Origin of the sequence: Spirosoma aureum, assembly GCF_011604685.1 — a bacterium.
Classification (GTDB): Bacteria; Bacteroidota; Bacteroidia; order Cytophagales; family Spirosomataceae; genus Spirosoma; species Spirosoma aureum.
This window is the reverse complement of the sequence record NZ_CP050063.1, coordinates 5,884,266-5,896,388: the sequence shown is the minus strand read 5'-3', so window position 1 is coordinate 5,896,388 and position 12,123 is coordinate 5,884,266. Positions and strand designations below refer to the sequence as shown.

Below are 12,123 nucleotides of genomic sequence, written 5' to 3'. Positions count from 1 at the left end.
TATAGTTGATTTAACTGGTTAAATTCGGTATGGTTTCGACAGCTAATTCGATAGAAACTTGAGTTCCCTGATTTTTGGCCGATTTGTATATACACTGGCCACCAATAAGCTCAACACGCCGAAAAATATTTCGTAGCCCGGCTCCAGATTTTGATAATTCCTGACTCATTATTTCTTCGTAGTCAAACCCTTCGCCGTCGTCATTAAAGGCTAACGTAAATTTTTCAGGAGCGAATAACAAATCAATATGTATCATGTTTGCTCTGGAATGCTTGATGGCATTATTTAAAATCTCTTGGAAAATACGGAATAAGACAATTTCCCGGTCATACCCTAAGCTGTACATCTCACCGTCTAAATGCGTACTAGTTTTAAATCGTTTCGTTTTCTCTATTCGGTGAAGCTCATGGTTTATACTTTCCAGCAATCCAAAATCCTGGACGAAATCACCATCGAGGCTTTTAGTTAATGAGCGTAAATCTTTGATAGACTGACTAATAACATCGGTAGTTTGTTTTATATAATCCAGGCTTTCAACTTCTTGCGGCAGGCTTTCCAATATGCTTAAGTTTATTTTAGCTACGGATAATAATTGCCCTATATTATCGTGCAATTCCTGTCCAACCTCCTGTAAGGTGGAATTTTGTACTTCTAATTGAGATTTTAATATTTCCCGATCGTATCTGGCTTTTAAATCGGCCTTTTCCTGCCTGTATTGAGCTTGTTTTTTATTGAAAAAAAATAGAAAGGAAACTACGAAAGCGGAGAGTCCAAGAAAAATTAACGTGCCAAGAATAATAACCGTTATAATTGGATCAATTTTCGTTTGCATAATATGGCTTTTATAAACATACTATAGGAGAAGATGTTTAAAATCGGATTTATTGAAAACAGAAGTGTGCCTATTTTGGGGTCAATTTTATTAAGTGACGTAACAAGACCCATGATAAAAAAAGTACCTGACCAGAAGAAAAGATTACCAATACTGATCCAGAATATTGGCTCATTTTTTAAATCGATAATTTCATTTCGCTTATATAATTCATTAAAATAAATAAGCAATAAGCTAATTATGAGCGCTCCGCGAAGATTAAATATATAATAATGTGTCTCATATTTTAAGATAAGGCCATAAATTAAACTGCTAATAGCATAGATAAGTATTGATATTGGTATAACTCGCCGAATAAATTTATTTTTTAAATGATAATAGTAAATCGAAGCAACAAGAAAATATTCAATAGGCCCATAAATAATGTATAAATATTGAAATTTCATTCCGATTTGGTACAAATATTCAGAATAGGCATCCATTGCAAAAGTCAGTCCTAAATAGATCCATATACTATTGATCGGAAATTCATGCCGCCGTCTGAAAAAGAAACAGACGGCGGTAGAAAATCCTAGTGAAAAGAAATAAATGGCTAATAAAGCCTTCTCCATTCTTGTTTTATTAACATTAGCAGTAAACTAAATGCCGGTTATCCAAAAAGTGCAGACTTTCCATTGCGTGGACAGCAAGCTATCATACTTTCATTAGCTGCATTAAGCTCTACTGCCGCCAGAAGTGCTACATTATCACCAGCGCCTAACTCCCCTTTGCTGGCTTCCGTTTTCAATATTTCTTCTGAAGCATCATTAATACCAACCAAGGCGGCAGTAATTTTTCCGTTATCGTCAAAACCAGGAAATATCCGTAAAGCTACGCACCTATCCTGATCCAAAATGGACTGGATCAATGCTTTATCAAAATCAAAAAACTTAGTATATGCTTTTTCTGAAAGTAATGGAGAATCAGGCGAATAAAAGGCTTCCTGCCAACTGTTTATTATTCTGGAAAGATGCTCAAAGGCGCTGTCTGCATTGCTTGGATCAGAAAGTATTCCTCCACGCTCTCTTTTTTGACTTGAATTGTCTTCACAAAATGAATTAGTCATAATTGTATTAGGGTTAATTGGCTATATAGTTTTTCTTTTACTCTACGGGTAGATTAGCGATATTTTGAAAATCAATTACGATCCTGTGATTGCTGGTTACTGATTGACTTATTTTTCAAAGTCTTTGAATAGTGCTCGGATCAGGCAAACAAGGATCGATAAAAAAGAAAAGGGGCTATTGTTTTAGGTACTGACAAAATACACACATTCCTCACTAATAATTGCTGAGGTTTTTCCCGTATTTACTGGAGATAATTACCCTTTTTTGTTTAGTGCTTTGCTATAAATGATAAATTTTGTAAGCAGATGCAAAGTTTTGTAGATCTATTATACTTCTTCTACATAATCCAGATCTTTCGTAAACGTTTCGGCGAGGTAGGTGAGAGCGATAAGAGCAACGGCTAGTGTTAGAAGGCCAACGGTTAGTGCGCTGTAAACCGTTCCTAAAGCAGGTTTAAGCTGAATGAAAAGTGCACTTAATGGAATTGTTGCCCCTCGTACAAAATTTGGAACGGTGGTTGCCACAGTAGCTCGAAGGTTGGTTCCAAACAGTTCTGCCGCAATGGTTACAAATAATGTCCAGTAACCATTGGCGAAACCAAGACATACGCACACGGCATAAAACAGTGTTGTATCCCGCACGGGAGCCAGTAAATAAACCAGCATAAACACCAGCGAAAGCAGCATAAACAGACGGATCACTTTTTTTCGACTCTGGGAGTACTGACTCAGGAATCCGCTCACCAAATCGCCGAGTACCTGCCCCGAAAAACTCAGCATAACGGCTTTCCCGGCTACTACGGGCTCGCTGAGACCGAGTGCTTTTCCAAACTCCGGTGAGAACGTGATCAGGATACCCACTACAAACCAAATAGGTAATCCAACCAGAATACACTGAAAATACTTGGCCAATCGCGTAGGAGACGAGAAAAGCATAACGACGTTTCCTCTGGGTAAGACCCGCTGTTTTGTTTTAATGAAAATACCCGATTCAAGCACGTTGACCCGCAAAATAAGGAGCAGTAAACCCATTCCGCCCCCAATGAAGTAAGAAATGCGCCAATCGAACAGGTCAGCAACGAAATAAGCAAGGATTGCCCCCAAAACACCCATTGTGGCAACAAGCGTGGTGCCATAACCACGAATTTCTTTGGGCAGAATTTCGGTCACCAACGTAATTCCGGCTCCTAATTCACCAGCGAGGCCAATGCCGGCCACGAACCGTAATAGAGCATACTGATCCAGCGATGTGACGAAGCCATTGGCAATATTCGCCAGGGAATATAGGAGGATAGAGCCAAAAAGAACTGACAGTCGCCCACGTTTATCACCCAAAATACCCCAGAAAATTCCACCAATCAATAAACCCGCCATTTGAGAGTTCAGCAGTAAAATTCCGTCGCTTAACAATCGGTCACCGTCAACTCCCAATGCTTTCAGGCTGGGAACACGTACAACACTGAACAGAAACAGGTCGTACATATCTACCAGATAGCCCAGAGCAGCCACCAGCACAGGAAGTTGGAGAAGTTGGCTGATCACTGTGCGATTCGTCGTCATGGATTCAGGAGTAGTTATTGGCTTCATTGGTAGGAGTCTTTTCAGGTTTTGCGGTTACCCACAAAGGCAAAGACAGATGTTCGCAGAATTAAACGAATACGTCTGCGAACATCTGGAAAACTAGTAACTCTCAGTTGGTTAAACCTTTTCGGGAACTACAAATGGAGCGCGGTATTTTCGGGTCAGCATCTGATTGGCTTCCTTGTCGTTTACGAACACTTCATTTTTTGGGTCGAAATGCAGGGTACGGCCCAAACGGTAGGCGATATTCCCCAGGTGCGCAATGCCAGACGACAGGTGGGCCGTTTCAACAGGGCCGTTCTGTTTCGATTTATCCCGCGACCGAACAGCTTCGATGAAGTTGGCATAATGATCACCCCCTTCGTTACGGGCTGGGCCAGGGGTTCGCTCTTTACCCAAAAACGTTTTATAGTCCGAATAGCCGTTAATGACCATATAACCTTTGTCGCCATAAAATATATTGCCAATTTCGACGCCATCTTCTTTGTTCGTCATCCAGGGGCGAACCTCAAACTGAATCACTTTCCCTGACGAGGGGTATTTGTAAACCGAGGTAAGCGTTTCGGGGGTTTCTTTGCAATCTTTCCAGAGAAACTTACCACCTGCCGACGTGATTTCTTCGGGTAGTCCTACATCTAATCCCCACATGCAGAGATCCGTTTCGTGGATTCCCTGATTGCCAATGTCGCCATTGCCGTAATCCCAGAACCAATGCCAGTTGTAATGAACATAGTTTTTGCTGAAATCACGCGCCTGAGCCGGGCCTTGCCAGAGATTCCAGTTTAGTTCGGAAGGAACGGGTGACGTTCCTTTATCACCAATGTCGGGACGCCATTTGTAGACAAGTCCCCGCGCCATGTAAACCTTGCCGATCAGTCCGTCGCGCAGGTGTTTGATCGCTTCCTGAATCGCGACCGAGCTCCTTAACTGTACACCATGCTGAACAATACGATTGTAGCGATGAGCCGCTTCGACCAGCTTACGGCCTTCATACAGATTATGGGCACCCGGTTTTTCGACGTAAACGTCCTTGCCTGCCTGACACGCCCAGATAGCCGCCAGTGCGTGCCAGTGGTTGGGCATGGCGATGGTTACGGCGTCGATGTTTTTATCATCGTAGACCTGCCGTAAGTCGCCCATTGTCTGTACTTTTTTATTGTACTTTTTCTCGAATTCAGCAGCGCCGTTTTGTAGCACTGTACTGTCGACATCACATAGGGTAGCTACTTCGACATCTTTCTGTTTCTGAATGCCCTGAATGTGATCTTTACCGCGTCCATTGATGCCAATAACGGCAACACGTATACGGTCGTTGGCCCCAAACGCACTGGCTGGAATAAAAGTGGGCATGCCGATAGCCGCGAGTGAACTGACGGCCCCTGCTTTAAGGACATCTCGTCGGGAAACTTGATTGGTGTTCATGTGCTTCAATTGGTTTAGGAAGTATTATTTGAGTTCTATAGAATTCCTGATAAGCACTATAGCTTTAAATCGGTTGGCCTCAATCCATGATAAGAATAATCTTCTGATAATTAATTGTTTACAGTCTCGGTATGGTTAGCCCGCCATCAACCATGATGACCTGACCAGTCGAGTACGGAAAATCGCCCCTGGCCAATGAGGCAACAGCACGGCCCACGTCGTCGGCAAAGCCCCAGCGTTTCTGGACGCATAGGCCCGATTCGATCAGGGCATCGTATTTGGCGGTAACGCCCGCAGTCATATCCGTTTTGATGACGCCCGGTCGAACTTCATAAACTGGTATGTCAAACTCTCCAAGCCGGACGGCAAATAGTTGCGTTGCCATACTTAACCCCGCTTTCGCCACACAATATTCTCCCCGATTAACCGAAGCAACCGTTGCCGAAATCGAGGACACGTTAATGATACAGGCCCAGAAGGCAGCTTCCTCAGCGCGTTGTGCTATCATCCAGTTGGCGGCTGCCTGTGTCAGAAAGTAAGCGCCCTGTAAGTTCGTTGACAGCACATACTGGAAGCTTTCTTCGGTTGCTTCGAGAATATCGCGCCGTTCTTTTGGAGCTACGCCCGCATTATTGACCAGTATATTAAGCTGCCCGAAATGCGATTGGATCGACTGCATCATGGCTTGTCGTGCCTCCGATGAGGCAATGTCGCCCTGACAATACAAGACGTCGCTCCCCCGGTTGCGTAAGGCATCCAGCGCATCGCGAACGGCGTCTTCGGGCCGAACGCCATTGATGGCCAGATCGAAACCCGCCTTCGCCAGATGTTCAGCAATGCCGTAACCGATTCCCCGGCTTCCACCCGTAATAAAGGCTACGGGGCGTTTCTCCGCGTTTATCATAACTCCGGAACATCAACCCAACAACGCTTAGCCCAACTTTCCAGCCCTTTTTCGGCGAGCTGAACGCCTTTAGCTCCCTCCCGTAAATCCCACGGAAACGGCTCATCATTAACAACGTGTTTTAGGAACAATTCCCATTGGGCCTTGAAGGCATTGTCGTAAATTTCCTGTTCAGGTACTTTTGACCAGCCATCGAAAAATGGAATCGTTTGAGGTATATCAGGATTCCAGACCGGCTTGGGCGTGTTGCCGTAGTGCTGCGTATAGCACTCACGTAATCCGGCTACAGCCGATCCTTTTGTACCATCAACTTGCAGTGTGAGCAGATCGTCACGCCGGACGCGAACTGTCCAGGATGAATTGAAATGAGCAATAACACCGTTTTCGAGCTCAAAAGTGGCATAGGCGGCATCGTCGGCTGTGCAGCTATAGGGGCGTCCCTGCTCGTCGATGCGTTCGGGAATATGCGTAGCGCCGAGGCACGAAACAGATTTTACCTTTCCAAAAATATTGTCGAGCACATAACGCCAGTGGCACAACATATCCACGATAATACCACCGTCATCTTCTTTGCGATAGTTCCAGGACGGACGCTGAGCCGGGATGCTATGGCCTTCGAATACCCAATAGCCAAACTCACCCCGAACGGACAGGATTTTGCCGAAAAAGTCATTCTGGATCAGGCGTTTGAGTTTTAGCAAACCAGGTAACCACAACTTATCCTGTACGACACCGTTTTTTAAGCCAGCTTCCTGACACAACGTATACAGTTCCAGGGCAACCTCGGCACTGACCGCGGTCGGTTTTTCGCAGTAAATGTGTTTACCCGCTTTTACGGCCTTCCGAACGCCCTCGGCGCGTCGGCCGGTGGTTTGGGCATCGAAATAAATACTGTTATTGGGGTCGGCCAGGGCTTCGTCAACATCCGTCGTCATTCGCTGGATACCCGAAAGCTGACACAATTTTTCTAATTTATTCCGGTCGCGGCCAACGAGAATGGGGTCAGGTATGATGGTTTCGCCGGGACCAAGTTTTACACCACCTTGTTTAATGATTTCGACGATTGACCGCATCAGGTGCTGATTTGTACCCATTCGGCCCGTCACGCCGTTCATGATAATACCAATTTTGTGTTCCTTCATACTGAACGAGTGCAAGTGGGAAAGAGTGAATGAGCGAACGATTTACCGGCGCTCCTTATGAATGATGCAGATAACCCTGCTTTATTTTGTCAAGGAAAACCGACTGATCTTCGGACCAGTAGCGGTTTGAAAAGATTTCGACTTCGTTGAAGCCATTAAATCCCGCAGCCTCAACCCAGCCGCGAATTTGCCGGACATTAATACACCCTTCGCCCATTAGTCCCCGATCGTTCAGGAAGTCGGTCGTTGGTGTTTTCCAGTCGCAGATATGAAAAGCGTACAGGTTCTCATTTTTACCGCATCGGGCAATTTCACTTTCCAGCATCGGGTCCCACCAGAGATGATAGACATCGACCGCAACGCCTACCCAGGGTGAATTAATGGCCTCTGCCATATCGTTTGCCTGACTTAATGTGTTGATTGCCGAGCGATTATCAGCATACATTGGGTGCAAAGGCTCGATCGCCAGTTTGACTCCGGCGGCCTCTGCATCGGGGAGAATAGCCATTATCCCATCCTGAATCTGCTTTCGGGATTCGGTTAGTGACTGGCCCGGAACGGCCCCGCACACGAGCACGATTAAGGGTGCGCCCAGCGCATAAGCCTCCTCGATGGCTCGTTTGTTGTCGTCGATCGCTACCTGTCGACCAATGGCTTCAGTATGAGGGAAAAAACCACCCCGACACAGCGAAACGACCGTGAGGTTGAGGTCGCGAAGTAACTGCCCTGTTTGCTTAATGTCTAGTCCTGTCAGTGCATTGCGCCATACCGTAATGCCGCCGATGCCTGCTTCAGAAAAGTTTTTGGCGGCTACCTCGATTGGCCAGGGTTTGGTCGTGATGGTATGGACGCAGAGCTGCGACAAATCGCTTAAGGGTTTCGCACTCATGACAGGCAGTTGAAAAAGGTATAATAAGGTTCGTTACGGATGATTCGCTGGAGATAAAGGGCCACCTCGCGGGCGTGATAGTCACCCCACATGCTCGACTCCCCGTTAGCGATCTTACTGCCCGCTGGTACATAATCCCAACCGTTGGGCTGGTGATAAATCGAATGCAAAATCAACCCCTGATGCGTTGGGTTTGTGCTCAGATAGGATTCGGAAAACAGTGTATCGAGTACAGTTAGCCCTGCTTGCCAATACCGTTGTCCGGCCTCCGTAGATCCAGTCGACAGGAGGTATTTTCCCAGTCGCAACAATCCCTGTGCACCAATGGCCGCTGCCGAACTATCGACGGGCTCCACATCATTATAGGGATCTGCCGGTCGGTTAAGGTAGTCGCCCAGTCGATGGAGGTTGGGGGCTCCAGTATCCCAGTAAGGAATTCCATCCGTGGGAGTATGCTCAATAAAAAAATCACAGGTTGCCGATGCAGCTTTTAGCATAAAAGTCTCAATACTGGCCCTGCCACCGTAAGGTTCCAGTTCGGCACCATCACGGGTGGCGAGCCATTCCAATTCTTCGGCAAAGCCACACATTGCCCAGGCCAGGCCGCGTGTCCAGGTTGTGAAGCCCGAATAACCCTGTTGCGAATTGGGGCACCGGAAATTGCCATCTTTCACGTTGAAAACGCTTTCGTGCGCAGTTCGCCCCCACAAATCATACGAATCACGCCCTTCACCGTAGAATACCGAATAGTCGGCGGTGGCTTTTATATGCTGGAGAGCTCGCTCGAGAAGATTAATTTTAACGTCACCTTCGCCCTGAAAAACATGTCCTAATGCATGACTTAGCACCAGAGCCCGGCACGAACGGATGGTATCGACAAACAGCGAGTGCGGCCCGTTGAAGGAACTGATGAAGCCACCATTTTTTATAGTTGTCCAGCGACTTGCCTGAACCGCTCCGGAAATTTTCAGCGCCAGTTCGTAAAAATTTTGCTCCCAGTCGTTTTGTGGAATACGGCCCTCACGCATTAATCGAAGTAGATTTCCGTAGGTGCTGACATTGTTGAAGCCGTGGTCATGAACGCCGATGTGACTAACATGAGGAGCCATCAGATCGAGTGTTTTCTGGCGACCTATTTCTAGAAACTCAATGTCATCGGTTGCGTCATATTGCAAAATAGCTGAGCCAAACTGAAAACCCTGCGTCCATTCGGTCCAGCCACGGGTGGTATACTGCCCCTGGACAGTGAAAACCGGGGAGCCTTTCGATACGTCGTAGTGCTGCTCGATGAGCTGAATTTTCTGGCCGGAGAGTTCCCAGAACTGGGTAAGCTTGGTTGAGAGGTCAACGGGTTGTAAAGAATTGTTAATCTGCATACTGTGGAGAAAAGCCGCGGGTTTGATTCAGGCGGATATGCCTGTTATTTTTTCTAAAGTGCGGTCTCCTATGCTACTACTATATCAGATCGTAAATTAGTACGTTACGACAGGATGAATCAGGGTTTTTTCTATAATTTGGAAATGATATCCGACTCACAACCCGACTGCCGAGATAATATCCGCCGGTAGTAAGTTAGCGAACAGGAAAGGAGTTTCTTGCCAAGGTGTTAGTTGTGAACATGGGCACCGGGAAACTGATCTTGACTATCTTTGTTTCGCTGACCGAATAGGAGCGAACTGGCGTTCAGAAACGCTTTTGGGCAAGACCTGTGTTAAACAGATTTGGGGAAAGTTAAAGACAAGCCCATTGGGGGTTAAAAGGGAGAAGCTACAACTAGCCCCGAGTCAGGAATGTCTTGACGAAAGAGTACTAATCAACCAATATCTTTTCATGAAAATCCTGGTAGTAGAAGACGAAGAACGGTTGGCTTCTTTTATTCGCAAGGGTATATCGGCCGAAGGTTACGAAGTCGAAGTCGCTTACGATGGACGTACTGGCCTGGCACTGTTTCGCAGGGATGAATATGATATTATTATATTGGATGTCAATTTGCCACACATCAACGGCTTTGATCTGTGCCGGTTGATCCGGTCGGAAAATGAGACCGTACCAGTATTGATGCTAACCGCGCTGGATAGCCTGGCCGATAAGTCGAATGGCTTTAACGCCGGCGCTGACGATTACCTGGCCAAACCGTTTGAGTTTCACGAATTGATATTGCGACTTAGAGCTTTGTCGCGCCGGAACGGCTCCAAACTAAAGCAAGTACTCCGGCTGGCTGATCTGGAACTGAACCTTGATACTAAAGCCGTGACACGCGCTGGCAAACGCATTGACCTGACTACCCGTGAATACTCTTTAATTGAGTATATGATGCTCAACAAAGGAAGGATCATTTCGCGGGTAGACATCAGCGAGCGGGTTTGGAGCCTGAATTTTGACAACAACAGCAATGTTATTGATGTGTATATCAGTTATATACGTAAGAAGATCGACAAAGGCTTTTCACCGAAGCTGTTACACACCATTGTTGGAATGGGGTATGTGCTCCGGGAAGAGTAAGGGACGATAAGACCCATTTGATTAGATCTACAAGGTTTTCAAAACCATATAGATCTAGGCGATCTAGGCCAAACGGGCCTTTCTATTAAATACATTCATGCTCATTCGGAATCGCCTGACGATCATTTTCACATTGCTGGCTACGGCCATCCAAGTCACACTGTCGCTGCTGGTGTGGTATTTTTATTCGCTGTACCGACAGGAGGAATTTTATAGTCGGTTGGAGTCAAAAGCCCGCGTTGCCGGACGGGTACTAATTTCCAGGCGGCATCTGCACGATGACTTTTTTAAAAACATGGTGCGGACCGATCTGCTCACCATTGTCGAGGAGCAAATCAGCATTTATGATCACCAGCACAACCTGGTATTTACCAATCGAACTCTAAAAGAATCTGAATATTATAAAGAAAAAATACCGCTGCTGGCTGCCGAATCAATGTTTGAATTCAAAAGCGGGCATCTTGAGTCGATCGTAGTACGATACAAGGATCGAGGGCAACTCTTTTATATTTTTGCCTCCGGCTATGACCGGATCGGCTTTGCCAAATTGGGTACGTTACAACAAATTCTGTTGCTGGCTAATCTGCTGGGTTTTGCGTTGATTGTGCTGGCAGGCTGGTATTTTTCCGGTGGGGTACTGAAACCCATTGCCGATATTGTGGATGAGGTGGAGCAGATAACCGCCATGGATCTGCACAAACGGGTTAATGAAGGGAATCGCCGGGATGAAATCGCCCAACTCGCCATGACCTTCAATCAGATGCTTTTTCGACTGGAGGACGCGTTTGTCTCTCAGCGTAGTTTTGTTTCCCATGCTTCTCATGAACTACGCACACCGCTCACCAACATTCTGGGCACGCTGGAAACTTCCCTACGTTACGACAAAAATCCAGCCGACTGGTGCGACAGTATGGAAGTATCCGTAGAAGAACTGAAAAAAGTGATTACTCTGACCAATGGTTTGCTTGGTTTAGCCAAAGTCACCGATGGAACCGTTGCCCTGACTTCGGTTCAGGTAGACGATTGCCTGCTTACGGCCATTGGGCTAGTGCAGACCAAGTATCCGGGTCGGAACCTGCCGCTTCGATTTATGACCAATGAGGACGAATCATTCACAGTGAAAGGGAACGCAACGCTGCTGACGACAGCTTTTTTAAACGTACTCGATAATGCCTGTAAATATTCAAACGAAGCGATTTCTGTAGAATTAATCGCCAAAAAAGAACAAATAACGGTAACGGTAGCTGACCAGGGACGAGGTATTACGGAAGCGGATGCAGCTCACATACTTGATCCACTTTACCGGGGGAAAAATGTTGAGGACGTACCAGGCTATGGCATTGGTCTGGCTGTAACGCAGAAAGTCATAGACTTGCATCAGGGGATCATTCAAATCACTTCCAACGTCAACAAAGGGACCTCTGTAACCATTACTTTGCCCAGCCAGGCATAAAATTTTCAATCTAATTTTAATGTCAGGCTGTTAGAGCCATATTTGACTATAATAAATCAAAAGTTGACACACTACACTATTAAATAGTATTATTCGAAGAATGATAGTCCTCTCCAGGAATAGCTCTGTGAGGACGAGAGCCGTAAAAGCCCCATAATAGGTATTTTTAGTATAGAAGTAAGTAGGTAATCCTCCCTAGATCGAAACGGAGATTTAAACTTTTCCAATATCTTTTAATTTCCTTCTCATACCGTTTTAATGTCTTGGTGCTTGATTTGTGTCAAAGCAACACA

Annotated in this window: 10 protein-coding genes; 2 read left to right on the top strand and 8 right to left on the bottom strand. The window is 46.0% G+C overall.

What is annotated here, in order from left to right:
* Positions 1-10: 10 nt before the first annotated feature.
* The 8 genes from G8759_RS23475 to G8759_RS23440 all read right to left on the bottom strand — a co-directional run bounded on the left by G8759_RS23475 (position 11) and on the right by G8759_RS23440 (position 9,251).
* Positions 11-832, bottom strand: a complete 822-nt coding sequence (locus tag G8759_RS23475; RefSeq protein WP_167213394.1) for a sensor histidine kinase — start codon at positions 830-832, stop codon at positions 11-13.
* A 649-nt stretch (positions 833-1,481) separates the two neighbouring features.
* Positions 1,482-1,937: a hypothetical protein gene (locus tag G8759_RS23470; RefSeq protein WP_167213391.1), complete on the bottom strand. Its 456-nt coding sequence runs from the start codon at positions 1,935-1,937 to the stop codon at positions 1,482-1,484.
* A 327-nt stretch (positions 1,938-2,264) separates the two neighbouring features.
* On the bottom strand, positions 2,265-3,497 hold the full coding sequence (locus G8759_RS23465) for an MFS transporter (RefSeq protein ID WP_167213388.1): 1,233 nt from the start codon (positions 3,495-3,497) through the stop codon (positions 2,265-2,267).
* A gap of 138 nt (positions 3,498-3,635) precedes the next feature.
* The gene (locus G8759_RS23460; protein WP_167213385.1) at positions 3,636-4,940 is read right to left on the bottom strand and encodes a Gfo/Idh/MocA family protein; all 1,305 of its coding nucleotides are present in this window, start codon (positions 4,938-4,940) and stop codon (positions 3,636-3,638) included.
* A 118-nt stretch (positions 4,941-5,058) separates the two neighbouring features.
* Positions 5,059-5,844, bottom strand: a complete 786-nt coding sequence (locus tag G8759_RS23455) for a 3-ketoacyl-ACP reductase (protein ID WP_167213381.1) — start codon at positions 5,842-5,844, stop codon at positions 5,059-5,061.
* Positions 5,841-6,986, bottom strand: a complete 1,146-nt coding sequence (locus tag G8759_RS23450) for a Gfo/Idh/MocA family protein (protein ID WP_167213377.1) — start codon at positions 6,984-6,986, stop codon at positions 5,841-5,843. The genes G8759_RS23455 and G8759_RS23450 overlap by 4 nt, the downstream gene beginning before the upstream one ends.
* 55 nt (positions 6,987-7,041) lie before the next feature.
* Positions 7,042-7,875 carry a sugar phosphate isomerase/epimerase family protein gene (locus G8759_RS23445; RefSeq protein ID WP_167213373.1) on the bottom strand — a complete coding sequence of 278 codons (834 nt, stop codon included), beginning with the start codon at positions 7,873-7,875 and terminating at the stop codon, positions 7,042-7,044.
* The gene (locus G8759_RS23440; protein WP_167213370.1) at positions 7,872-9,251 is read right to left on the bottom strand and encodes a glycoside hydrolase family 88 protein; all 1,380 of its coding nucleotides are present in this window, start codon (positions 9,249-9,251) and stop codon (positions 7,872-7,874) included. The genes G8759_RS23445 and G8759_RS23440 overlap by 4 nt, the downstream gene beginning before the upstream one ends.
* Before the next feature lie 454 nt (positions 9,252-9,705).
* On the opposite strand from G8759_RS23440, the gene G8759_RS23435 reads away from it, so the two are divergent.
* Positions 9,706-10,377, top strand: a complete 672-nt coding sequence (locus tag G8759_RS23435; RefSeq protein WP_167213367.1) for a response regulator transcription factor — start codon at positions 9,706-9,708, stop codon at positions 10,375-10,377.
* 97 nt (positions 10,378-10,474) lie between these two features.
* Entirely contained in the window at positions 10,475-11,830 is a 1,356-nt protein-coding gene (locus G8759_RS23430) for a HAMP domain-containing sensor histidine kinase (RefSeq protein WP_167213364.1), read from the top strand.
* Positions 11,831-12,123: the final 293 nt, after the last annotated feature.